The 22,367-nt window shown below is 39.0% G+C and carries 24 protein-coding genes; 8 read left to right on the plus strand and 16 right to left on the minus strand.

Going from position 1 to position 22,367, the window contains the following annotated elements; genetic code table 11:
* Positions 1 to 27: 27 nt before the first annotated feature.
* The 4 genes from tsf (at position 28) to AC3M61_RS07865 (ending at position 2,648) form a co-directional block, all read left to right on the plus strand.
* Positions 28 to 621 (plus strand): translation elongation factor Ts, encoded by a 594-nt coding sequence (tsf, locus tag AC3M61_RS07850; protein WP_500780316.1) that lies wholly within the window; start codon positions 28 to 30, stop codon positions 619 to 621.
* A gap of 195 nt (positions 622 to 816) precedes the next feature.
* Complete coding sequence (locus tag AC3M61_RS07855) at positions 817 to 1,239, plus strand: prepilin-type N-terminal cleavage/methylation domain-containing protein (protein ID WP_500780317.1); 423 nt, start codon at positions 817 to 819, stop codon at positions 1,237 to 1,239.
* A gap of 174 nt (positions 1,240 to 1,413) precedes the next feature.
* Complete coding sequence (locus tag AC3M61_RS07860) at positions 1,414 to 1,830, plus strand: type IV pilin protein (RefSeq protein WP_500780318.1); 417 nt, start codon at positions 1,414 to 1,416, stop codon at positions 1,828 to 1,830.
* 398 nt (positions 1,831 to 2,228) lie between these two features.
* Complete coding sequence (locus AC3M61_RS07865; protein WP_500780319.1) at positions 2,229 to 2,648, plus strand: type IV pilin protein; 420 nt, start codon at positions 2,229 to 2,231, stop codon at positions 2,646 to 2,648.
* Between the two features lie 76 nt (positions 2,649 to 2,724).
* Here the strand turns inward: AC3M61_RS07865 and AC3M61_RS07870 are convergent, their stop codons facing one another.
* Entirely contained in the window at positions 2,725 to 3,294 is a 570-nt protein-coding gene (locus AC3M61_RS07870; RefSeq protein ID WP_500780320.1) for a methionine synthase, read from the minus strand.
* A gap of 112 nt (positions 3,295 to 3,406) precedes the next feature.
* On the opposite strand from AC3M61_RS07870, the gene AC3M61_RS07875 reads away from it, so the two are divergent.
* Both AC3M61_RS07875 and AC3M61_RS07880 read left to right on the plus strand, forming a co-directional pair.
* Complete coding sequence (locus AC3M61_RS07875; RefSeq protein ID WP_500780321.1) at positions 3,407 to 3,862, plus strand: YkgJ family cysteine cluster protein; 456 nt, start codon at positions 3,407 to 3,409, stop codon at positions 3,860 to 3,862.
* 14 nt (positions 3,863 to 3,876) lie between these two features.
* Positions 3,877 to 4,374, plus strand: coding sequence for a flavodoxin family protein (locus tag AC3M61_RS07880; protein ID WP_500780322.1), 498 nt, complete (start codon positions 3,877 to 3,879; stop codon positions 4,372 to 4,374).
* Between the two features lie 18 nt (positions 4,375 to 4,392).
* Here AC3M61_RS07880 and AC3M61_RS07885 read toward each other — a convergent pair whose 3' ends face one another.
* The 3 genes from AC3M61_RS07885 to AC3M61_RS07895 are packed head-to-tail and all read right to left on the minus strand — an operon-like array spanning position 4,393 to position 7,113.
* Positions 4,393 to 4,890, minus strand: coding sequence for a FumA C-terminus/TtdB family hydratase beta subunit (locus tag AC3M61_RS07885; RefSeq protein WP_500780323.1), 498 nt, complete (start codon positions 4,888 to 4,890; stop codon positions 4,393 to 4,395).
* Positions 4,883 to 5,716 carry a fumarate hydratase gene (locus AC3M61_RS07890; protein WP_500780324.1) on the minus strand — a complete coding sequence of 278 codons (834 nt, stop codon included), beginning with the start codon at positions 5,714 to 5,716 and terminating at the stop codon, positions 4,883 to 4,885. Before AC3M61_RS07890 ends, AC3M61_RS07885 begins: the two co-directional genes overlap by 8 nt.
* Before the next feature lie 26 nt (positions 5,717 to 5,742).
* Positions 5,743 to 7,113 carry an MATE family efflux transporter gene (locus tag AC3M61_RS07895; protein ID WP_500780325.1) on the minus strand — a complete coding sequence of 457 codons (1,371 nt, stop codon included), beginning with the start codon at positions 7,111 to 7,113 and terminating at the stop codon, positions 5,743 to 5,745.
* A gap of 135 nt (positions 7,114 to 7,248) precedes the next feature.
* On the opposite strand from AC3M61_RS07895, the gene AC3M61_RS07900 reads away from it, so the two are divergent.
* Together AC3M61_RS07900 and AC3M61_RS07905 are read left to right on the plus strand one after the other, a co-directional pair.
* Entirely contained in the window at positions 7,249 to 8,019 is a 771-nt protein-coding gene (locus AC3M61_RS07900) for an SDR family NAD(P)-dependent oxidoreductase (protein ID WP_500780326.1), read from the plus strand.
* 33 nt (positions 8,020 to 8,052) lie between these two features.
* Positions 8,053 to 9,225: a TM0106 family RecB-like putative nuclease gene (locus AC3M61_RS07905; RefSeq protein WP_500780327.1), complete on the plus strand. Its 1,173-nt coding sequence runs from the start codon at positions 8,053 to 8,055 to the stop codon at positions 9,223 to 9,225.
* A 127-nt stretch (positions 9,226 to 9,352) separates the two neighbouring features.
* Here the strand turns inward: AC3M61_RS07905 and AC3M61_RS07910 are convergent, their stop codons facing one another.
* The 12 genes from AC3M61_RS07910 to AC3M61_RS07965 all read right to left on the minus strand — a co-directional run bounded on the left by AC3M61_RS07910 (position 9,353) and on the right by AC3M61_RS07965 (position 22,330).
* Positions 9,353 to 9,817 carry a hypothetical protein gene (locus AC3M61_RS07910; RefSeq protein ID WP_500780328.1) on the minus strand — a complete coding sequence of 155 codons (465 nt, stop codon included), beginning with the start codon at positions 9,815 to 9,817 and terminating at the stop codon, positions 9,353 to 9,355.
* A gap of 115 nt (positions 9,818 to 9,932) precedes the next feature.
* Entirely contained in the window at positions 9,933 to 11,648 is a 1,716-nt protein-coding gene (locus AC3M61_RS07915; protein WP_500780329.1) for an alpha/beta fold hydrolase, read from the minus strand.
* Complete coding sequence (locus AC3M61_RS07920; protein WP_500780330.1) at positions 11,648 to 12,526, minus strand: branched-chain amino acid ABC transporter permease; 879 nt, start codon at positions 12,524 to 12,526, stop codon at positions 11,648 to 11,650. The genes AC3M61_RS07915 and AC3M61_RS07920 overlap by 1 nt, the downstream gene beginning before the upstream one ends.
* The gene (locus tag AC3M61_RS07925; RefSeq protein ID WP_500780331.1) at positions 12,523 to 13,251 is read right to left on the minus strand and encodes an ABC transporter ATP-binding protein; all 729 of its coding nucleotides are present in this window, start codon (positions 13,249 to 13,251) and stop codon (positions 12,523 to 12,525) included. The genes AC3M61_RS07920 and AC3M61_RS07925 overlap by 4 nt, the downstream gene beginning before the upstream one ends.
* A 21-nt stretch (positions 13,252 to 13,272) precedes the next feature.
* Entirely contained in the window at positions 13,273 to 14,037 is a 765-nt protein-coding gene (locus tag AC3M61_RS07930) for an ABC transporter ATP-binding protein (RefSeq protein ID WP_500780332.1), read from the minus strand.
* A 196-nt stretch (positions 14,038 to 14,233) separates the two neighbouring features.
* Entirely contained in the window at positions 14,234 to 15,394 is a 1,161-nt protein-coding gene (locus AC3M61_RS07935) for an ABC transporter substrate-binding protein (protein WP_500780333.1), read from the minus strand.
* A 53-nt stretch (positions 15,395 to 15,447) separates the two neighbouring features.
* On the minus strand, positions 15,448 to 16,731 hold the full coding sequence (locus tag AC3M61_RS07940) for an acetyl-CoA hydrolase/transferase family protein (protein ID WP_500780334.1): 1,284 nt from the start codon (positions 16,729 to 16,731) through the stop codon (positions 15,448 to 15,450).
* Entirely contained in the window at positions 16,728 to 17,969 is a 1,242-nt protein-coding gene (locus AC3M61_RS07945) for a TetR/AcrR family transcriptional regulator (protein WP_500780335.1), read from the minus strand. Before AC3M61_RS07945 ends, AC3M61_RS07940 begins: the two co-directional genes overlap by 4 nt.
* 70 nt (positions 17,970 to 18,039) lie before the next feature.
* Positions 18,040 to 19,023: a 3-oxoacyl-ACP synthase III family protein gene (locus tag AC3M61_RS07950; protein WP_500780336.1), complete on the minus strand. Its 984-nt coding sequence runs from the start codon at positions 19,021 to 19,023 to the stop codon at positions 18,040 to 18,042.
* Positions 19,024 to 19,311: 288 nt separating this feature from the next.
* A complete protein-coding gene (locus tag AC3M61_RS07955; RefSeq protein WP_500780337.1) occupies positions 19,312 to 20,199 on the minus strand; it encodes a DUF4438 domain-containing protein in 888 nt (295 codons plus the stop codon).
* 41 nt (positions 20,200 to 20,240) lie between these two features.
* The gene (locus AC3M61_RS07960) at positions 20,241 to 20,759 is read right to left on the minus strand and encodes a nitroreductase family protein (RefSeq protein ID WP_500780338.1); all 519 of its coding nucleotides are present in this window, start codon (positions 20,757 to 20,759) and stop codon (positions 20,241 to 20,243) included.
* Between the two features lie 227 nt (positions 20,760 to 20,986).
* A complete protein-coding gene (locus tag AC3M61_RS07965) occupies positions 20,987 to 22,330 on the minus strand; it encodes an FAD-dependent oxidoreductase (RefSeq protein WP_500780339.1) in 1,344 nt (447 codons plus the stop codon).
* Between the last annotated feature and the right edge of the window lie 37 nt (positions 22,331 to 22,367).

Consider the following 22,367-nt stretch of genomic DNA (forward strand, 5'->3'; position numbering starts at 1 on the left):
AAAAATACGTAGAGGAGGTTGGATGGTATGGAAATTAACGCCCAAATGGTTAAAGAACTTCGTGAAAGAACAGGTGCTGGTATGATGGATTGTAAAGCTGCACTTGCAGAAGCAAACGGCGATATGGAAAAGGCTATAGAAATACTCAGAAAGAAAGGCCTTGCAAAAGCTGCGAAAAAGGCTGGAAGGGAAACTAAAGAAGGACTTATCATCTCTTATGTTCACCACAACGGAAAAATAGGTGTTCTTCTTGAACTCAACTGTGAAACGGACTTCGTTGCAAGAACAGATGAATTCAAAGAACTTGGAAACAAAATTGCAATGCACATTGCAGCTATGGCTCCAAGATGGGTCAAAAGAGAAGACGTCCCAGCAGATGTTATCGAAAAGGAAAAAGAAATATACAGAGAACAACTGAAAGATTCTGGTAAACCTGCTCAAGTTATCGAAAAAATAATCGAAGGAAAACTCGAAAGTTTCTATCAAGACAACTGCTTACTTGAGCAAAAATACGCTCTTGACCAAACAACTACAATCAAAGATATGATACAACAAGCAATTGCAAAGATAGGAGAAAACATCCAGGTTTCCAGATTTGTCAGAATGCAAGTTGGAGAATAATAAACAAAAAAGACAAGCCATAACAAAACACCGCGGAATACAAACCGCGGTGTTTTTTTACACCCGTATTTTTGCAGTTCATTAGTTAGAGAAAGCTATTCATCTCCAAAAATCAGCCTTTTGTGGTTTTGTAACGAAACGACGAAAAGAACGGTGTAAAATATTTTCGACGTCTTTCAAAAGGTGGTGAAGTGTATGAAAACAGGTTTCACTCTAATCGAACTGCTCATTGTTATAATAATCATCGCCACTTTGATAGCAGTGACGATATACCTAACCCCTGCAAGCACAATTATGGCACATACCAAAGCAAATCAGGTTGCCCAAAATTTTAGAGCAATAAGAACAGCAGTGGAGAGTTACATACAAATCGAAAAACGCAAACCAGTGGGCATGGAAGACCTTGTTGAGAAGAAGTATCTTTCATTTTCACCTGATGGCTTTTCGATTAATTTCGAAAACGCCGATGGAAACGGCAAGTACATTGTTCAGATAATCTATTCAAAATCGAATGTTGACCTCGAGAAAGTTTTAAAAATTCTTCCAGATGTTCAAGAAAAAACTGAAGGGACAGAAAAACAGTTGGTTTACTCGTTTAGTATACAAAAATCTTGGTAGTTGTTGCAAAAACTTTATCCTAAAATTAATGCACTTCATCATGATTTGCTTGCATTTTATCCCGAGATGCTAACCGTTTAACCCAAGACTATCCAAAAACAAAAAAATTGTGCGATAATATTTATAGAATATTTTTAAAAACAAATCCAAACCCTAAAAAAGGAGGTTGGTAGTATGAGAAAAGGTTTTACGTTGGTTGAACTTTTGATTGTTCTTGCAGTTATCGCAGCGCTTATGTCCATTGCAACACCTGTTGCACTTAACGCAGTTAGAAACGCAAAGGCAAGCCAGGTGGCACAGAACTTTAGAAACATCAGGACAGCATTTGAAAATTATTTTAACACAGAAAAACCGAATAACCCGGCAACAGCTACCATTGCTATTCTAAAAAACAAAGGATATCTTAGCAGTGAGCCACAAAGCTTTGACTTACAAGTTACAGGAGGCACAGGTGGTTTATACACCGTTACAATTACTTACTCAGGCGGAGACGTTGATGCAGACAAAGTAAGAGAAAACGGAATGAGAGAGGTTTCAGGTAACACAGGTCAGCCCTTGACATTGACTTTCAGTGTGCAAAAATGGTGGTAATGTTTTAGGACAATTCGTTACACCCCATCCCGTTTCGGGATGGGGTTTATTTTTTGGGGTTTATTTTTTAATATTGCAGAGTATTTTCATATGAAAATGAAACCAAAAGATTCTTGAACGCTTTTTTACTCTTCTTAGGTCTAATAGATTGTAGTACTAATTAAGGACTGCCTTCTTAATGTGTCACAAATGGATTTGCTTTGATTAGAGGACCGTGAGGAACGTAGGGTAAACTTAAGGCACAGGGGAACGCCGGGAACCCAAAGAGAAAGATTTTTTGGCTTGACATGGGTATCCTTCTGTGTTTAAAAAACGCGGACTCGAAGAGTATAGTACTCCCCCTTGCCAAACCTCCTTTCTCAAGACAAGTTCTCGAGCTCACAAAAAAAGGTGACACCATGAGGACCACGAGAAGAGGCTTTACACTGGTTGAACTCTTGATAGTGCTTGCCGTTATCGCTGCACTTATGGGAGTTGCAACACCTGCTTCGATAAATGCAGTGCAGCAAGCAAAGGCAAGTCAAGTGGCTCAAAACTTCAGAAACTTGAAAGCAGCGTTAGTTACCTACTTTTACACTGAGAGACCTGCGGATCCAACTGAAGCAACTTGGACCGATATAGTCCCGAATCACCTCAGTGCTATACCAAAGAACTTTGACTTCTCAGTTACAAGTTCCTCGGGTGGAAAGTATACCATGACGTTGACTTATAACGCAGACGATGTTGATAAACAGGCAGTAAAAGATATTTTTGACGAAGTTAACATATCTGGAACATATCCTACCCTTCAGACAACCGTTCAAAAGTGGTGGCATTAACGGGTGGAAACGTTAGAGCTATAAGTTACTGACAAAACCCATCCCCACAGGGGATGGGTTTTTGTTAAAAAAGAGCCTATTTTACAATTCCAGCAATACAAGTTGTTGTCTTTCTTGGAATCATAAGCCCTGTATCAAGCACCGTGATTTTGTCTGTTACACCGAGTAGTTCAACGTAAGTTTTGTTCACAGTTATGTGCAAATCACCATATCCTGGAGAAAATCTCATTGTTAAATCGCAGTTGTTTTGACTTTTGAACACCTGCTCAAAAGTGTCATTTAGCTTTTCGATAGCTTCAGAACCCCACGCGTCAAGTAACATAGCCTCAAGTGTTGAACTCTGCGAAAGCTTTTCGATTTCTTTATCAAGCGTTTCTCCTAGTGTGGAAATGAAAATGAGGAATGTATTGAACGCCTTAAACTTACCAGGTATTGCGCTTTCTGGAAGTTGGTCTTTTTTGAAAACATCCCAGTAAACAAAGGGTTTTGCTACTTCTAATCCTTTTAGATATATCTTGTTTGCAATCTCCAATAACTTATCATCATCTATAGCCTTTGAATAAATCAGTCCCGCGCGTGCAAGAAAAATTTTCTTGGAAGGCATATATTGATACTTTTCAGGAACAAAGATTTGCAGTTCAACCACCTCCAATCGTTTGGTGATAAAATATACGTAGAACAAATGTATGGTTTCTTTGGTTCATATGATATCACAGAGCTTTGCCAAAGTTAATACACTGTATCAGGAGGTATATTTTATGAATAGACCAATCGGGGTTGAAAATCCTGAAGTTTGCAAGATTTGTGGTGGGAAGTGTTGTAAAACATATCCTGGACTTGCTACGCCTGAAGATTTTGGTGCACCGGATATTGAAAAACTCAGAGAAAATCTGTTCAAAGCCTTATCCTCTGGTAGATGGACAATTGATTGGGTTAGTCAGGAAGAAGGACTATATTTTGTTCGGCCTGCTGTTAAAGGATTTGAGGGTAGTGCGTTTGACCATAGATATTCAGGTGAATGCACGTTTTTGACACAAACCGGGTGTGAGCTCTCATTTGAAACCCGTCCAGAAAGCTGTAGGATGCTTATCCCAAAAATTGATGAGAGGTGTGATCCTCAAGGCTACACACGAGCCGTGTTGGCACAGCGTTGGAAGGAATACTATGATATTTTGATTGATGTAGCTATTGATATAGAAAATTCCAACCTTTGAAAGGGGGTTAGGGTATGAAGAGCTTAGTTATCTTCTATTCTCTTGATGGCCACACGAAGTTTGTTGCCGAGTTATTAGCACAAGAATTAAAGGCAGATTTAGTTGAACTTGAATTGGTAAAACCTTTTCCAACGAAGGGTTTCAAGAAATACTTCTGGTGTGGAAAATCCTCGGTCTTCAAAGAAAAACCAGAACTGAAAACTATAGTTCCAAATCTACATGGATATGACCTGGTAGTAATCGGCACACCTGTGTGGGCAGGAAATTGTGCCTCACCGATTAATACGCTATTGTCTATCTTGAGTAATGAGCAAAAGCTTCAAGGAAAAAGGGTAGGTATACTTATCACAAACGGTGGTGGAAGTATAAAAAGGTGTGTGAAACAGGTCAAAAAAGTTCTACCAAAAAATGAGTTCTTAGAACTTCTATACTTTGTTAATCCATCAAAAGAGAATAAAGATGAAATCCTTAAAAAGATACGCGGGTGGGTCCAGTCTGTAGACTTAGGGTAAAGTTTTTAGTTAACTATTTTACCTAATTGTATTCCCATTACAATCTATGGCTACAATTAATGGGAAATCTTTTACGGTGATTTCATAAATTGCTTCTGGTCCAAGTTCTTCAAATGCAACGATTTTCCAATCCAAAATTTTTTCCGATAAATATGCAGCACAACCACTCGGCGCAACTAAATATGGTGCTTTGTATTTTTTTATAGCCTCTATTGCTTCTTGCGTTCTTTCACCTTTACCGATAGTTGCAATTACACCCTTTGAAAGGGTGTACTCTAAAAATTTATCCATCCTTTTTGACGTCGTTGGACCTATTACCATCCTACCATTCGAAAATGTAGGACCTGCGTAGAAGATAATCCTTCCATGTAGAGATATTGGCAATCTGCCTGTTTCTTTTTCTTTTTCGATAATCCTTTTGTGTGCTGCATCACGCATTACTAAAAGAGTCCCAGAATAGTAAAATGATTCTCCTGCCTTCAAATTGCAAAGAGCAATTTTATCCATTTTATTCATTTATAACCACTCTCCCTGTGCGTGAGAGGTAACAGTCGACACTGATTGCGATGGGAAGTGTTGCTATGTGAGTAGGATAAGCATATATCTTAACACTTTGACAAGTGGGTCCAAAGCCCAGTGCCTGAACACCTATGTGGAGTTTGTTTATGAGCAAATATAGCTTTTTTGCTAAATCATCGTAGCTTTCAAGATAAGACAATTTGGGAAAATATTCATCCGTAAATAAGGCAAGCCTTGAGATAAGTATCGCCATATCAGCTGTCCCACCGATACCTATACCAACGTTGATTGGAGGACAAGCATTTGGTCCGTTCTTTAAAATATGCTGGACGACGATGTTGATTACATCGTCCTCAGTGGCTGATGGTGGCATCATGTAAAGTGCAGATAAGTTTTCGCTTCCTCCACCTTTGGCTATTATCCAAATCTCTAATCCATCAAAAGTTTCAATTTCAAATTCATGGATTATCGCCGGTAGATTGTCCATTTTATTAATTCTTGAATAAAGCGGGTCCAGAACGGTGCTTTTTCTATAGCCGTTCTTTTCGTAGGTATCTCTGACAGCTCTATACAAAGTCCTATGTATTGGTTCTTCGAGTGATAGGTCATAAGGTTTAAAGACAAAGAACTCAACAATTCCGGTGTCTTGACAGAGTGGTAATTTCTTTTCCTTTGCAATCTTTATATTTTCTCTGATTTCATTTGCAAAAGGTCCAGTGTAATTTTCAAAAAGCTTTTGGGTCTTTGAGTTGAGATTTGTGTTGATTTCTTCTAGTTTTTCCTGAACTTTTTCGTATATATTTTGACTTTTGATAATTTTCATATATTCCTTCCTCCTGAAACTGGATGTCATAGGTGTTCTTCATGAACCTCAGGAATCGTCAACTTAACGTTTTCTATTGTGACATTCTTTATCCACTTTTCACTTTTGATTCTGAAAAGAACAATAATGGCTTTAACAATTTCATCTGACAAAGTTAGGAAATAAACCCATGGAAGAGACAGTTTTAATACAAACGCACCGAATAAGGTAAGTGGTATGCCAATAGCCCACAGTGTAAGTGTTTCGAGAACGAATGCAAATTTCGCATCACCACCAGCTCGTAATATACCAACAACACCAGCACCGTTGAAGGATTTTATAGGTGCCCCGACAACCATAACCCACATGGTAGCCGTAAGCATTCTTTTTGTCACAGGGTCTATTTTAAAGGTTGGAAGTAGTAAATAGTATACCCCAATAATTACAAGTGCAGATGCGAAACCCATCACAGAATTAATAATTAGCATCTTTTTGCTGAACTTGTGAACCTTATCATATTCCATCCTTCCAATCATTTTTCCAACCATCACAGATGCTGCTATGACCAAACCAAATGTGATTGTCCAGACGTAGTTTTCAAAGGAAGAGAGAATGTTTCTTGCAGCATAGACACGAACTCCCATACGTCCAAAGATAATCCCATATGTGGTCATACCCAAAGACCAGGATATTTCGTTCAAGGTTGTAGGTGTTGCAAACTGAAAAAATTTCTTTACAAAGTTTCTGTCAATATGCGAAAATGAAAAGCTATAGGGAACTCTCAAAAGGGTTGCGCGTATCATCTGGTAGATTGGAATAAAAAACCTTGCAACGGTTGTTGCAACCGCTATGCCCAGTAATCCAAGTTTTGGAAAACCAAGCAAACCATTAATAAGCGTATAGGCAAGGAAAATTTGTAACGCTGTGCCAAAGACATAGGATTCCATAGGTATAAATGCGAGTTCGATTCCTCGAAGAAGCGTTCTGAATGCAGTCTCTAGAGCTAAACCAAAATACGACAGAGAAATAATTCTAAGAAACGCGACAGAGTTTTCTATGACAAACCTATCCTTTGTGAAGATAGCTGAAAAGAATTCAGGAAAGAAAAAGGTAAAAACGAAGAATGCGAGTGCTATTATTAGAGATGAGTAAATCATAAGTGTTGAAGCTCGTCTTATACCTTCTTTATCCTTTTTGCCCCAGTATTGTGAGACAAAAATCGCTCCTCCTGTGTTCAAGCCGAATAGAAAAAGTATGACAAGAAAAGAACCTTGATTTGCAATTCCGTTTATGGTAACTTGGTTCTCACCCATTTGGGATAAGAAGATAGTAAGGATAAAAGTGCCTGTGTTTGCAATAAGATTTTCCACAGATACCGGGACGGCTATTTTAAGAATGTCCTTAACGATGTTACTCATATACAGTTTTTTCACCTCTCGAACTATAAATCTTTCGTGGCTTGACTCTTCTCCCATTTTGTTCGAAAACCGAAGTTATCACTTCCTATTCTACCACATAGAGTGTATAATTCAATGTGAGGAGGTGAGCTTGGAATGACAAAAAGATACGACCTTGGAGTATATCGATGGGCACTTGTTACAGGCGCTTCCTCTGGAATAGGCAGAGAATTCGCTTTTCAACTTGCCAAAAGAGGACTTAACTTAATACTTATCGGAAGAAATTTGACAGCACTAACAGAAGTGGCAGATGAGATTCACAAAATCTCGGATTCGAGTGTTGTTATTTTACAAGCAGACCTTACGAAGGATTTGGATATGGTTATTGATAACACTTCACGATTCAACATTGATTTGCTTGTCAATAATGCTGGATTTGGACTTTACGGTGATTTTTTCAACAATAGTCTGGATGATTATGTCCAAATGATTGATTTAAACATCTCTGCGTTAACAAAATTAACTTATTACTACGGAAGTGAGATGGCGAAAAGAGAAAGCGGTGGGATAATAAACATCGCATCTGTTGCGGGTTTCTTCCCAATCCCTCATCTGGCAGTCTATGGTGCAACAAAGGCTTACGTCTACAACCTTTCAATGAGCTTGTGGGCTGAGTTGAAATCCAAAAATGTTCACGTTTTGTGTGTTGCTCCTGGACCCACCGAAACGAAGTTTTTTGAAAGGGCAAAGATGGAAACAAAGGGTAGGTTGATGACTCCTGAGCAGGTAGTTGCTGGCGCACTAAAAGCATTCGAAAGTGGTAAGCCCCTATACATCCCAGGCTTTGGTAACAAAACGACTTACTATTTTGTCAGGAAGTTTTTTGGTGATAAGTTTATAGCAGAGTTCTTGGCTAAGTATTTTTAACGTAAAAATACTTAAATCTCGAAGGTGTGAGAAATGGTAATCTCAAGCAAAGATGTGAAAACTATATATTTTTGCCCAAGAAAGGCAAAGTTTGAAATAAGATATAGGGAAAAAAACAAAAAGATTCTATTGTCTGTTGCTAATTATCAAACAGACGCTTTTGGTTGCACACTTGTCGCGCAAGTTGACGAAATCGTTTCTGAAAACCCACTTGTTGTGAAGATATTGAAAACTGGGAAAAAGCTTTCTGAATATCATATGCTGGAAAGTGCGTTCGTTGGATATGTCATTGAGAGCACTGGAAAAGAGTTGGACACAATAATAATTGAGAGCCCCTATTATAGTGTTTCTGTTAACTGGAAACCATACGTCAGCAAAATGCTTTCTATGATAGGAAGCTTCTGTGAAACAGATGAATTCAGGGTAATGAAGACTCACTTATGTCGGACGTGCCCATTTTCTTCAGAATGTTTCAAAGAAATTGTCAGTTCAGAAAGTCTAACATTTTTACACGGTGTAAAAGGAAAAACCTTAGAGAAGTTGAATTCGTATGGCATTAACACGCTAAAAGATGTAATAAATATGAGCCCAATAGTTGAGCAACTACTTGGGAAAGAAAAGGGAAAACGGCTTGTCGTCCAAGCACAAAGTATCTTAGAAAATAGACCTATACTTATCAGACCTCTTCCGAAGATTTCTGAAGGCTTATATCTTGATATTGAAAGCTATACTCCAATAAACTTTGATTATCTTTTCGGAATCCTGGATGACGGTGTGTATATTCCATTTTTGGCTTCAGCCCCAAGTTCAGAGTCAAATGTCTTTAAAGAAGTCGTTAACTACATCTCCAAAACAAACAAACCGGTTTATCATTTTCATAACTACGAGATAAACAGGTTTAAAAAACTGGCTCGGAGATACAATGTTGAACTATCAAAAAACTTTTTCAATCGATTTATCGATGTATACAAGCTGTATATTGACCACGTAGCCCTCCCAGTTCCCTCTTACTCACTCAAAAGTATAGCAAGGTACTTCGGTTTTAATTGGCGCACACAGCTAAACGGTCAGCTTGTGGTCCTCTCTTACGCTGAATATTTAGCAACTGGAGACGAGAGGATACTCCAAGATATACTTACCTACAACGAGGACGACGTAAGAGCTACGGAATTTATCTTGAAAAAACTGATAGAAATTACTGCATGATTACAAAAAGACGGTTTGCCTTTACCCAAGCCTTGGATAAACAGGCAAACCGTCTTTTATTAATTTTACGTAGATATCTTTGTTTTAAGAAGTACTAACAGTGTTCGAAATTCAGTTAAATGAGGTATCAGAAAGAAAGCCCAAGAGCGATGTAGAAATACTGAGGTGAGAAGTTGAATTGGAATTCCGGATCCCCGAATAGATAAAAGAGTCTTACTCCAGCTTCAGCCGTTAAGAACAAAATATTAAGACCTGCTCCCAATCTACCGAAGATACCGAGTGTTCCGTTTTCGGAAAAGTTCATCACGTTACCGACGGTCGTATAAGCAGCACCACGCAGATAGATAAGTCCAAGTGGCAGCTTCAGGTTCAAACCAAACATCAGTTCGTTTACATCGAATTCCGATACCATACTAAATTCCTGAGTCTCAAAATCATAGGAGCCAACAGGATACATCAGAGTGAGTATCCCTGCATCAAATCTTCCGTACAGAGCATAAACCTGGTCTTGTAGATTTTCAGCCTGAACACCTATGAACGAAAATCCTGCCGCTGCCATCACTAAAACAGCTACCATTAACAACTTTCTCATCTTGTTTCCCTCCCCTTGGTAATTTGGAAAAACACAACTGTTTGAAACCTATTATACGTGCCCAATAATTTTGACCTTTTCACTATCAAAATCGTTCACAAAATTTTTATGAAAATTATGTTACCGTATCTGTGAGGTGCTTTATAACCTCTTCCGGAGCCTCTATAACCGGACTATGACCAATATCTTTCAGCACTATCAACTTACCTTGTGGAAAGGCTTCCGCTGTTTTCTTCATGCTTTCATAATCAAGTATAACATCTTTATCACCGTAAATTACTACAACAGGCACTTCTACCAATACCGCTTTATCTGTGTAGTTATAATCTGCAAGGGCTTTTGCATTACCTATGAATGCTTTCTTTGCCATTCTTAGAGCATCTGATGTTATTTTTTCGAAGAACTTTTCATCATCGTAATTTGGAGCGTTCATCATTAAGGCACGTTTAATCATATCAGGGTTCTTCCTGTAGACATCTATGATTTTGTAAGCCGATTCATCGTAACGTGGCATGCCAAATACAGGCGCTGGGTCAACTAGTATCAATTTAGCTAAGTTTTTGGGATGCCTTACAGCGTATCCCATAGCGACAGCTCCACCTAAGGAATGACCAAGCAATATGAAGTTCTTTATTCCAAGGGTATCAACAAACTTTTCCAAAGCATCAACGTATTTTTCGATACTTACATCCCCAGGTAGTTCATCTGAGAAACCAAAGTTCGGCAGGTCCAGTGCGTAAACTGTGAATTGCTCTTCTGGAATCTTTTGTATGAACGGCTCAAAGAATCTGGAAGAAGCGAAATTGCCATGGACTAATACAACTGGGATATTTCCGTTTCCATGTTTAATATAGTGTATTCGTCCAACGGGGGTTTGAACAAACATTCCAAAAGGTTTTCTAGATTTTTTTAGATATGCTATAAAAGCGTTGAGGTAATTCATTCTGAACATCTTTACGTAGAAACTTATTCCTAAAGGCATGAACAGAACCACAAAAATCAGTAAAGCACCGAAAATAATAGTAAGTGAAAAGTTTGACCTGCTGAACAAAAATGGTATGGCAACATAAATAAGCGCCCCATAGAAAGGACCATCTACTGACGCCATACCACCTATAACAGATATAGCTAGTAAGTCGAGAGATTTTGCTATTCCAAAATCACTCGGTGCTATGTAACCAATGACATGTGCATAAAGTGCACCAGCTATACCAGCGAACATGGAACCAATTGCAAAAGCAAGGACTTTGTACCATGCAATGTTTACACCCATCACAGATGCCGCAATTTCGTTTTCTCTAAGCGACATCCAAGCACGTCCGGTTTTGGAGTTTATTAGCCTATCAGCAACGATGAAAGCAATGAACAAGAAAGCTAAAACCAACAAATACTTTTCTACATCGGAATTCCATAAGAAAGGAAAAGGTATGTTCCTTACCCCTGCGTGCCCACCTGTGATGTGTTCAAAGTAACTAAAAAGTTGTTCAATTGCCACAACGAACCCCATTGTTGCGATGGCAAGATAAAAGCCTGACAATCTGAGTGCGGGAAAGCCTATTAAGATTCCAAAAATGAAAGCTGTTATTCCACCCAATAGTATTCCAAAAACAATAGGAATGTCGTAGTGCATAACAAGTAAAGTGGAAGTGTAAGCTCCTATGCTCATAAAGGCTGCGTGACCTATCGATATTTGACCTGAATATCCCATAATCAAATTTAAACCTAATGTGGCGAGCGTGTAAATTCCTACAAGGCTAAGTATGGTAATTATAAAAGCACTTTTTAGTAGCAAAAATGGCAACAACGCTAGTATCAACCAGATCCAAAGCATCAAGCTCGCCTCCTTACTCTTCTTCCAAACAAGCCCTTCGGAAAAAAGACCAAAACTATTACTATGATAACTAACGAGATGGAAGCCTTAAAACCTTCAGAAATGTAATTACCCACGATTTTCTCTATGACACCCAACAACAAGCCACCGAAAACCGCCCCAGCAAATGTCTCAAATCCGCCCAACACGGCAGCTGTAAAACCTTGTATTTGATAGAATGTAAGCATTGTTGGTGAAACAAAGACTTTAGGTGCAGCAATCACTCCGACCAGTGCAGCCATAGCTGTTCCAAAAGCCCAAGAAAACGCTAGAACAGACCCCACATTTATACCCATATAGCCTGCAACTTCCTCATTTTCTGAAACTGCACGAACGGCAATACCAAACTTGGTAAACTTAGTAAACAAAGCGATGGCAATCGAAATCGCCGCAAGAATTGAAAAGACGAGTATATCTTGCCTACGAATAACCATTATTCCAAAATTTCCTCTTATCACATATGGAGCACCAGTTATAAGTTCAGGGAACGATTTGTATTCGGTTCCCCAGAGCTGGACAGCCAACCCCTCCAAAATCATGAGTATTCCAAATGTAACGATAAGCATTGAACCGTGAGAAAGATGTCTTATAGGTCTCAAGCCGTAGCGTTCTACCAAGATACCCATAAATGCAGCAAATATTATGCCTAATGCTATGGAGACAAATATATTGAGTCCTATAGAAGAACTCAACCACCAAATTACGTAAGTCATGAACATTCCCATATTTCCGTAAGCGAAATTCATAACACCGCTTACTTTATACATCATGACAAGTCCTATCGCAACTAATGAATACATAGCACCCGTTGAAAGGCCAAGCAGTATTTGGTTTATCACTTTTTAACACCCCCAAGATATTTCTCGCGAACAACCGGGTTATCTTTAAGCTCTTTTGCATTGCCAGAAAGTGCCACTCTTCCATTTTCTAAAACATAACCATAATGTGCAATGCTGAGGGCTACGGATGTGTTTTGTTCTACAAGGATAACTGTAATTTTCAAAGACTCGTTGACATGTTTTATTACTTCAACAATTTTCTCAATAATTATAGGAGCTAATCCAAGTGAAGGCTCATCGAGCAGCAAGTATTTAGGATTTGCCATCAAAGCTCTTGCAATTGCTAACATTTGTTGTTCTCCACCTGACAAAGTACCTGCTATTTGGTTGAGCCGTTCTTTTAAAAATGGAAAGATATCAAAAACGAAGTCGAAGTTTGGAGTCTTATTTGTATAAGCTCCTGCCAGTAGGTTTTCTTTTACGGTCATTTGGTAAAATATCCCTCTACCCTCCGGGCACAACACAATTCCCTTCTTTACTCTCTCATGAACTGCTAGAGCATCTATGGATTCATTTCCGAGAATTATTGTTCCACTGTATTTAACACTTCCAACAATAGCCTTTAGTGTTGAACTTTTCCCCGCTCCATTAGCACCAAGGATGGCAGTTACTCTACCAGATGGAATGTTTAGATCTATACCCTTTACTGCATGAACAGGTCCATACCAGACATTAAGTCCCTTTATTAGAATGTCCTTAGTGTCTGTTGGTTGAAAAAATTTCATCGTTTTCACCTCTCTAAAACATTATTGGGCGGTTGCCGTACTCGAACCAAGATATGCTTTTATAACCTCTTCGTTATTGATAACCTCATGGGCGGAACCTTCTGCAATCTTTTTTCCAAAATTAATTACGGTTATTCTATCCGATATATCAAGCACCATCCGCATATCGTGTTCAATGAGAAAAACAGTAATCCCTATATCTTTAATCTTAATGATTTTCTCTTTGAGAATATCTGATTCCTTCTCAGTCAATCCTGCGGCCGGTTCGTCGAGAAGGAGTATTTTTGGCTCAGTCATAAGTGCTCTTCCAACATCAATGAGTTTTTGGAAACCGTACGGAAGTGTTCCAGCGTAAACTCCCAATATGCTCTTTATACCAAGCAAATCGGCTACTTCAATAGCTCGTAACCTTGCCTTACGTTCCTCCAGTGAAAATCTACTCGTAAACATAACCTCGTCGAGATGATTGTAATTCAACCTCGAGTGATACCCAAGCATTAGGTTCTGTAGTACGGTCATATATTTGAAGATAATGATGTTCTGGAAACTTCTTCCAAGACCATGGTAAACTCTTTTATGTACTGGTAGATGAGTAATATCCTTGCCATGAAGAATAATCTTACCATCGTGTTTAACCAATCCAGATATGGCGTTAAAGACAGTGGTTTTCCCAGCACCGTTAGGTCCTATCAAGGAATGTATGGTCTTTCCCTTGACTTCCATCGAAAGGTTGTCAACTGCAACAAGTCCAGTGAACCTCACCGTTATATTCTCAAGCTTCAACATCACTTCTCAACTCCCGTTTTTATCGTTTCCGTTGTTTATCCTTCATTCTCGTTTTTACTTACAAAAGCCGCGGGCTTTTATTGGGAGAGTTTTTATTTCACCTTAACTGTCGCCCGCGGCACACGAGTTTTCAGCAATCAAAATACTTTGCGATTAACACCTGAAATATTCCTTTTCAAAAAACCGTTCAAATTTGTCATGGTCTAATTAGGTCGGTAAGAGGCACAAATTGACCGTTCTTAACAACCATGAAATACATCGAGGACTTACCACGTCTGAGGTTTGGACCCCATGTAATATCTTTCGCAAGTATACCGTTCCAGTTTTTGAAACTTTCAAGAGCTTTCACAAGACCTTCCCTTGTCAAGTTCTTTCCAGCCCTAATCAATCCTTCTGTGAACACCTCTGCTGCAATAAATCCAGCAACCGCATACGAGGACATTATTTCTTTCGGATATGTTTGTTGATAAATAGATATAGCTCTTTGATAATCTCTCACAAACTCTGGCCTATCAGGAGTTGCAAGTGGAACCCATCCTGTGAAAATAACACCCTCAGCATATTTACCCGCTAATTTTATGAAGGAGGGGTCGGCATTTGGATAGATGGTGATTATCTTACTGCCAAGCCCGTAGTCACGAATTGTTTTGATCCATCTTATGGTGTCCGTAATAAGTCCGTAGATAACAATAACGTCTGAGTTCTTTTCAATGAGCTTTATAACAAGTCCACTGTAATCTGTATCAGCCGGGTTGTAGGAAATCTCAACAACTGGTTTCATTTTGTAGTCTTCAAGCTTAGCTTTAAATGCAACGTAGCCTTCTAAACCGATATCGTTGTTCATGTAAACGATTGCCGGATTTTTGAATTTTGCAATCTCTCCTACGTATTTACCAATGAGTGTTCCCTCGAGAGTGTAGTCTGGTTGGACACCGAATATGTATTTCTTTGGAGGAATAACGAGTTTTGATGTTCCCGCACCTTGATACACAAATGGAACTTTGTTCTGTTCGAGGTAATCCATAACTGCCAAACAACCATAAGTTCCGAGTCCGCCGACAATTGCGAAGACCTTGTCTTGCTCAACTAACCTCTTGACCTCAACAACTGTCTTTGCTGGGTTGAGTTGGTCATCAGCGATTATTAGTTCTATTTTTCTTCCGTGGATACCGCCTCTGCTGTTAATCCAGTTGAAGTACGCTTTCATCCCTTTGCTCATCTCTTGCCCGATAATTGCATAAGGACCAGATAGCGCTTGGAATGTTCCAATAACGACTTTGTCGTTGTAGACACCAACTTCAGCAAACAAGCTCACCAAAAAAACAAGCACAAGAATAACACTTAACAACTTTTTCATACAACCCACCTCCTATGATGGAATAAAATGGAACCAAAAATAGCTCTACACACTTAGATTAATCCCAGTTTTTGAGCTTCTTTTGTTAAGTAATCACGAAAATCCGGATGCGCTATTGATATTAACGCAAGTGCACGTTTCCTTGTTGGTAATCCTCTAAGTCTTACCGCACCCCATTCAGTCACAACGAAATCCAATTCTTGCCGTGGAACAGTGATAGGTGACCCTTGTGGAAGTAGCGGAACTATCGTGGACACCTGACCATCTTTCGCAGTAGACCTCATTGCTATAATGCCCTTGCCTCCCTTGCTCTTTACCGCACCCCTATGAGTGTCCAGTTGACCACCCGTGCCACTGTAATGACTTGTTCCAATTGCTTCGGAGCAAACATTTCCTGTCAAATCAACCATGAGTGCAGTGTTTATACTGACCATTTTGTCGTTTTGGGCTATAATGTATGGGTCGTTCACATACTTGCCTCTCAAAAACAGCACAGAAGGATTGTCGTCAATGAACTTATACATTCTCTGGCTACCATAAGCAAACGTACATACAAACTTTCCGTTCCAAAGAGTTTTTTTCTTATTCGTGATAACTCCTGCCTCAAAGAGGTCTATCATGCTCTCTGTAAACATCTCTGTGTGTATGCCCAAATCCTTTTTCCCAACCAAGAACTTTGCAACAGCATTTGGGATTCCGCCAATGCCCAGCTGAATAGTTGAACCATCTTCTATAAGTTCTACAATATGTTCCGCTATCTTTTTCTCAACTTCAGCTGGTTCGAGAAGTTCCGCTTGCGGCAAAGGATAGTCAACCTCTATTACGTAATCAACTTCGGAAATGTGAACGTGAGTATCACCATGAGTTCTCGGAGCGTTTGGATTAACTTCGAGAACAACTATATCTGCATTCTCAAGCACATCTTTCTCATAAACAACACTTGCCGCCAATGTGAAGAAACCTTTTTCATCCATAGGTGAGGCTACTCCAACAAAAACGTTTATTTTTGTAGATTGGATAAGGTTCATACCAGCTTGGTGTAGGTTGTTTGGAACATAATATGTGTTTTTTGAAACCTTTCGGTTGTAAGGTCCAAAGAACCAAGAATAATTGTAAAATCTATCGAAATATTCTTCTTTTGAACAAAATTCATAAGGTTCAGTGTTTAAACAGGTGTAGATTTCAAGGCCACTGGCCTGCGTTCGATGTAAGTTTCTAAGGAAAACTTTCGGCTCCATGGGAGTCATTCCAACAACGATTGTCCAGTTATCTTGAAGGATTGATAGCACTTTGTCAATATCAGTGAGCTTTTTTTGGTATTCTTCTCTTAGATTCACATTGCCACCCCCAAGCCTTCGGAGAGGTAAATGTAGATATCTTCCAGAAAACGTTCCAAGCTTTCCATATCAGAAACTTTACCTGCGAGAATGTATCGTTCACCCAAATAATGACCAATTCCCATTAACAACATGGCAATGTATTGCAGAATGCTTTTTGTGCGTGTAGCCTCAAATATTTCCAAGTTTGGTTCAAGTTTCCCTTCTTTAACTGAGTTTTCTAAAGCTTTGCAGTAAGAAATCAGTATCGATGTGTAATACTCTTTCGCAATCTCTAAGTCTAGTGACTGGCTTTCTCTGACGATTTTGTACATATTCGCGTGACTTTTGAAAAACTGGACAAAGGCGTATAACCCAGCTATTTCCTGAACTAACCTTGGATAGTGTTTAACATTTTCCATGGCTTTTCTAACGTTGTATCTTAGCCCCTTATTTATCCATCGTACTAATTCCCGTAAAATTTCCTTTTTATTTTCAAAGTAAAGATACACTGTCCCAACTCCGATTCCCGATGCCCTTGCGATATCATATATTTGTGTTTTTTGGTAACCGTAAGTTCCAAACAAGGTTTCTGCATTTGCAAGTATTAACTCTCGTTTTTCATCTACTTCGAGAACATGTTTTTCGGGTGTAAATGCAAATATCTCTTTTGGAAGATTTTGAAAAGTCTTTTTTTCTTTCTGGATTCCGTTCATAATGAGCGAGAGAAAAACTTTGGGTTCTACTTCCACGCCCAACAGGTTCCCAAAGTTAATTGCAAACCTTATCGGTGACCAGAAGTAGAAGAATCCAACATCAGTTAATCCATGTTTTTCTGACATGGAATGTATTACATCTTCAAATTCGTTCCTCAACCATTCGAAATGATATTCATTGAGATGTATGGCTTGAATTAGCTTCTTATTTCTGTTGCAGTATTCAAAATACTTTAGTGCAACATCTGTTATGGACTTTCCTTCCAATGACTGTTTGAGGTCTCTTATGAAATCATCAACAATCTCTCGAAACAATTCATCCTTGTTAATGTAGTACTGATAAAAGGCAGCCGTGCTTAAGCCCGCATGCTTAGTAATTTGGGAAATGGACACATCGGCAAAATTGTTTTTGCTAAAGAGTTCTATAGCAGCCATTTTCAGTTTATTCTTGGATTCTATACCATCAGCACGTTGAGGTATCCTTTTTGCTTTTTTATTTCTCGTAACTGTTATGTCTTTCTGAAACATTTCTCTCTTCTTCACTCTCTATTACCTCCACACCTTCCCAGGGTGATTTGAAAAAAGCAAGAAATAATCACCAAAGTTTTACATTTCACATTCTAAAAGCAGTAGCAACTTGCTGATATCCAACACCTGATGTCAAGAAAATAACTACCTTGCCTTTTAGTTGCTCTATTTTTCCTTCGTCAAATGCGTCATCGTAGGCCATGTACACACATGCGGAACCAGTGTAACCGTACTTATGCATAATCATATGTGCTCTTTCTATGGGCAGCCCAAGTGTTTCCATAACCTTTTCGATTGTCTTTTTCCTCACTTGTGTAAAGAATATCATACCTATTTCTTCTTTCGTGATGTTGTATTTTTCCATAAGTTTATTAATCAACATGGGCCATCCCTCTTCGTTGACTGTAGATGGATAAGCTGCTCTGAGGTCTAGTTTGTGAAGCCCTCTTTCAAAACCTGCCAAATTCATGGTGCCTGCTCCCATGTATATTCCCCAGTTTTGCCACCAGCTACCATCTGCGCGTGCCACACTACCTATAAACCCAGGTTCGTCTGAAGCCGTAAGTATAAGTGCACCTGCACCATCACTGAAAAGAGCTTCCCATGAGTATTTCCAACTTAAGAACTTGGTCATCGCATATGTGCCTATAACGAGGACATTCTTGTAATCCCCCATGGCTATATACCTTGCTGCGATATCAAGCATCAGTGCCCCGTTTGCACATGATGCGTTTACGTTGAACGCGAGTGGTTCTGCTTTGTGGGCACCTATGAGATACTGAACCCTTGGAGCATCTGGTGGGGATACTGCTTCCGGGGTATCTGTACCAACGATAATCAAATCAATTTCTTCCGGTTTCATACCAATTCGCGCAAGTGCCTTCTTTGCAGCTTCTGCAGCCATGTAAGTAGGAGTTTCCCAATCTTCTGAGATATGTCTGTGATTAATACCAATCACATCTGAGAAATACGGGTCAATAGTAAACATCGTTAACTTCTCAAACTCAGCGTTAGTCATTACTTTCTTGGGAACATACATACCAGAGGAAATAATCTTTGCGTACTTCATCTTACTAAACCTCCCTTTATATTCAGAGTGAGTTTTAACTACGCTTAGTTGAAAGATGAATCATATATTATATTTTATATGAATCACCTTTCAGATTATAGCACTTACAACGTCATGAAAGATATATGAAAATTCTGAGATATCCCTACGATTGTCCTGGGAAATCAGTAATATTTGAAATATTTTCTCAATATTGCACATTTTCTTAAATATTTTGGCTTTTACAACTTGGAATAAAAATCCCACCCGTTGCCGGGTGGGATTTTGTAAACTTTGAATAGTTTTTAGTCATCGGATGTTAAGGTAGTTTTTTATATTACTATCTTTATCTAGAACGGGCACTATATTTCCTTCTTTTGATGTCATTATTATCACCATACCGGGACCGTGTCCTGTTTTGTAGCAGTTTGAATGAACGACAACACCTATCGAAACGGCACCTTCTTTGTAACCTCCAGCTCCGTAACCATTGTAATGGTCTGATATTGCAACCAAATCACCTATCCTTACTTTATCAAGTTTAAACTTTTTAATTTCTTCTTTATCCAAGGTATTCATATCATAATCAGTAGCTGCTGGATTACCCGCCCCAATTCCAGAGCCTGTTAGATGTGCAGGCACAATTGCAGTGACTGGGACATGTAATTTACCGTTCTTAATTCTTATTGGTATCTTTTCAAACAAATCAGGGTCAATATTCATGACCTTTATTTCAGGATAATTAACTATTTCAAGCCCTTGTCCCCAAGCTTTAATTTGTATCTTATCTCCAACTGTCAACTTTTCTTTTTCTGGGAACCAGATTAATATATGGTCTATTCCACCATGCTTTCCTATTACGTATCCTTTCATCCCTTTCGAATCTCCAGATATTACTGTTGCTTCGTTTCCAATACACGCAAGAGCCATACAAGTGGGATTTAAGTCCTTGTCTTTGTTTTTGGTGCTAACATCAGGCTCTATATGGTCACCGTGCATCTTGAATGCATTGTCACCAAGTCCGAAGTTGTATGTGATACCTCCAACTCCGGGAATGTAAAACGAAGTACCATTACCATCAACAACAGGCATACGGACAACCGGGTGTGCTACTTCTACCAATATCGAAAGTTGAACAACATGGTCTTTGTTCGTTTTGACAGGATTGTTTTCTTTCTTTTTGTTAACTTCTTTCATAGTTCTTTCCCCCTCATCACATTAGGATGCAATAAAAGAATCTACCATTTTTCGAGGTGAATTTTGTTATTATCAACTTCTTTTAAAGCATGCGCATCTTTTTCTTCGGCTGGATATCCAATTCCTATAACGCAAAGTATCCTGTAACCATCTGGAATACCAACAATCTCTTTAATCTTTCCTTCGACTGACACGCCATCTTGGAAGCGGTCATGTGCATGCCCCCAGCAACTTCCGAGACCGTAATCAACACACAGAAGCTGTATATACGTTGCCACAATAGAGGCATCAGAAATCCATGTTGAACTGGTTTCATCTGCAGTGACAACTATACATGCGGGTGCGGTTTTTAAGAATGAAAACGCACCTTCTCTTGCTTTCATTATGCGTTCGATTTTGTCTTTTTCGGTCAAAATAACCAAATCAACTGGTTTTGAGTTCCTCCCACTTGGAGCCAGTAAAGCATACTTTGCAATTTCTGAAAGAATTTCGGGTGAGACTTCTTTTTCTTTGAACTTTCTTATACTTCTCCGCTTTAGAATGACATCTTTCAACTCCATCTTCTCACCTCCGGCTCTTTAACATGCCAATTGTTATGCATTATTGTTCGTATTACAAACTTTCCTGATATAATTATACACCCACACGGGTTAGTTTCAAATACCGGTGCAACTTTTGTGGAGATAATACAAAATAAAAACCCGGAAGACAACGTCCCCCGGGCGTGTAAATCTGGGTTCAGTTAGATACTAACAAGTTGGTTTATCTTTTCGAAAAGTTCTGAAAGTTAGACCAATCCTTCCAGAGCTTTCAATGCGACAGTGTTCAAGAAGTTCCAAGGCTTGTTGAAATATGGCTGGAAGAAGAAATCAGCAAATGCCAGATCTTTGACTGTCATCTTATTTTGTATAACGATTGATAACGTGTTCGCACTTTCTGTAACATCCGCTTTCGACATAACTTGTCCACCTATTATTGTGTGGTCATCTTTTCTGTAAAGTAACTTAACATAAACAGGTTCATACTCTGGCATAAATTCTGGTCTGTTGTTTTCTACACCGTAAATCGTTCCATAGTTTATACCCTTTTCTTGTGCAAGCAATTCGTTTAAGCCGGAAGTGGCAACGTTGTAAGAAAACACCTTCACACCCGATGTCCCTTGAGTCCCAGAGTATTTAAGTCTGTCTTCAAATATATTGTATGCAGCTATAGTTCCCATTCTTACAGCATTTGTAGCGAGCGGGATATATTCGTAACTGTTAGTGGGAGTATACCAAACCGCCGCACTATCACCTGCAGCAAAAACATCAGGGTGAGACGTGTGCAGATAAGAGTCAACAATCAATGCACCGTTGGACAACATTTCCAATTTGCCTTTGAATAGGTCCGTATTTGGTCTGAAACCTGTAGCTAACACAACCATGTCAGTATCAAAGGTGTCCTTGTCTGTTATCACTTTCTTCACAAAACCATTTTCTCCTTCAAATTTCACAACTTTTTGCCCCAGCGCCAATCTGATTCCATTTATGGTAAGCTCATTCTCGAGTATATCGGTAAATTCCTTGTCCAGATACTTGGCTAATATTCTATCTGCTATATCTATCAAGACCACTTCTTTATTGTTACGTCTAAAAGCCTCTGCAAGTTCAACACCTATGTAACCAGCTCCGACTATAGTTATTTTATTGGCAGTTTTTGAATGTTTTACAATGTCCTGTGCATGGTAAAAATTCTTTGAAAGCATTATACCTTTCAACTCAACACCTGGAACATTTGGAATTATGGGCCAAGAACCAGTAGTTATCACAAGTTTGTCAAAGTTATCTTTGAAAGTTTCACCATTTTCGAGGTTTCTAACGAGAACAGATTTTTCTTCGATGTTAATATCAATTACTTCGTGCCTCATCATCATTTTTGCTCCCAAATCTGAGAGAAATTTAGGTGAGGCATAAAAGAGTTTCATAGGGTCTTTTACTACTCCACCGACATGTAGAGCAATCCCACAAGAGAGAAATGAAACCGTATCGTTTCTTTCATACGCCGTTATTTGGACCTTGTCACCATAGAGTCTTTTTGCTGTTGTAATGAAAGCCGTTCCTGCATGTGTGCAACCAATAACTACTACCTTCACAGCTTTTCCTCCTTTCATTTTGAAGAAATTCTTATTT

It is taken from the genome of Fervidobacterium sp., assembly GCF_059913585.1.

What these genes read in the sequence shown, in the direction of transcription:
- AC3M61_RS07950 (WP_500780336.1), bottom strand. Translation starts at nt 19,023, where the DNA reads ATGAAGTACGCAAAGATTATTTCCTCTGGTATGTATGTTCCCAAGAAA.
- AC3M61_RS07955 (WP_500780337.1), bottom strand. Translation starts at nt 20,199, where the DNA reads ATGAAAGAAGTTAACAAAAAGAAAGAAAACAATCCTGTCAAAACGAAC.
- AC3M61_RS07905 (WP_500780327.1), top strand. Translation starts at nt 8,053, where the DNA reads ATGGTAATCTCAAGCAAAGATGTGAAAACTATATATTTTTGCCCAAGA.
- AC3M61_RS07925 (WP_500780331.1), bottom strand. Translation starts at nt 13,251, where the DNA reads ATGAAATTTTTTCAACCAACAGACACTAAGGACATTCTAATAAAGGGA.
- AC3M61_RS07930 (WP_500780332.1), bottom strand. Translation starts at nt 14,037, where the DNA reads ATGTTGAAGCTTGAGAATATAACGGTGAGGTTCACTGGACTTGTTGCA.
- tsf (WP_500780316.1), top strand. Translation starts at nt 28, where the DNA reads ATGGAAATTAACGCCCAAATGGTTAAAGAACTTCGTGAAAGAACAGGT.
- AC3M61_RS07880 (WP_500780322.1), top strand. Translation starts at nt 3,877, where the DNA reads ATGAAGAGCTTAGTTATCTTCTATTCTCTTGATGGCCACACGAAGTTT.
- AC3M61_RS07900 (WP_500780326.1), top strand. Translation starts at nt 7,249, where the DNA reads ATGACAAAAAGATACGACCTTGGAGTATATCGATGGGCACTTGTTACA.
- AC3M61_RS07855 (WP_500780317.1), top strand. Translation starts at nt 817, where the DNA reads ATGAAAACAGGTTTCACTCTAATCGAACTGCTCATTGTTATAATAATC.
- AC3M61_RS07875 (WP_500780321.1), top strand. Translation starts at nt 3,407, where the DNA reads ATGAATAGACCAATCGGGGTTGAAAATCCTGAAGTTTGCAAGATTTGT.
- AC3M61_RS07865 (WP_500780319.1), top strand. Translation starts at nt 2,229, where the DNA reads ATGAGGACCACGAGAAGAGGCTTTACACTGGTTGAACTCTTGATAGTG.
- AC3M61_RS07860 (WP_500780318.1), top strand. Translation starts at nt 1,414, where the DNA reads ATGAGAAAAGGTTTTACGTTGGTTGAACTTTTGATTGTTCTTGCAGTT.
- AC3M61_RS07885 (WP_500780323.1), bottom strand. Translation starts at nt 4,890, where the DNA reads ATGAATAAAATGGATAAAATTGCTCTTTGCAATTTGAAGGCAGGAGAA.
- AC3M61_RS07935 (WP_500780333.1), bottom strand. Translation starts at nt 15,394, where the DNA reads ATGAAAAAGTTGTTAAGTGTTATTCTTGTGCTTGTTTTTTTGGTGAGC.
- AC3M61_RS07895 (WP_500780325.1), bottom strand. Translation starts at nt 7,113, where the DNA reads ATGAGTAACATCGTTAAGGACATTCTTAAAATAGCCGTCCCGGTATCT.
- AC3M61_RS07915 (WP_500780329.1), bottom strand. Translation starts at nt 11,648, where the DNA reads ATGCTTTGGATCTGGTTGATACTAGCGTTGTTGCCATTTTTGCTACTA.
- AC3M61_RS07960 (WP_500780338.1), bottom strand. Translation starts at nt 20,759, where the DNA reads ATGGAGTTGAAAGATGTCATTCTAAAGCGGAGAAGTATAAGAAAGTTC.
- AC3M61_RS07910 (WP_500780328.1), bottom strand. Translation starts at nt 9,817, where the DNA reads ATGAGAAAGTTGTTAATGGTAGCTGTTTTAGTGATGGCAGCGGCAGGA.
- AC3M61_RS07890 (WP_500780324.1), bottom strand. Translation starts at nt 5,716, where the DNA reads ATGAAAATTATCAAAAGTCAAAATATATACGAAAAAGTTCAGGAAAAA.